This is a genomic window from Neotamlana laminarinivorans, from assembly GCF_020523925.1.
Lineage (GTDB): Bacteria > Bacteroidota > Bacteroidia > Flavobacteriales > Flavobacteriaceae > Neotamlana > Neotamlana laminarinivorans.
On record NZ_JAJAPW010000064.1, the window covers coordinates 1 to 302 of the forward strand.

1 protein-coding gene is annotated in these 302 nt (G+C 37.7%); it reads left to right on the forward strand.

Annotated elements, in window-relative coordinates; genetic code table 11:
* On the forward strand, nucleotides 1–302 hold a 302-nt coding region (locus tag LG649_RS16045), incomplete at both ends, for an Ig-like domain-containing protein (protein ID WP_226544824.1).

A 302-nucleotide genomic window follows, 5' to 3' on the forward strand; every position in this document is an offset into this window, starting at 1 on the left:
CCCGCATCTAATTTTATAGGTACCGATACCTTTACGTATACAATTTGTGATGGCTTAAGTACTCCAAATTGTGCAACAGCCACAGTAACTGTAACAGTAACAGATTTGGGAGATCCTGTTGCTGTAAATGATGCCATACAAGTTACCGAAAACACAACAACAAATATCACAACACTTTTAGATAATGATAACTTGGCAGATGGTGCAACGTTAACATCTGTCGATGATACTTCAACCAACGGAACAGTAGTTTTAAATGCTAACGGAACAGTTACTTATACAGCTACAAATGGTTTTTCGGG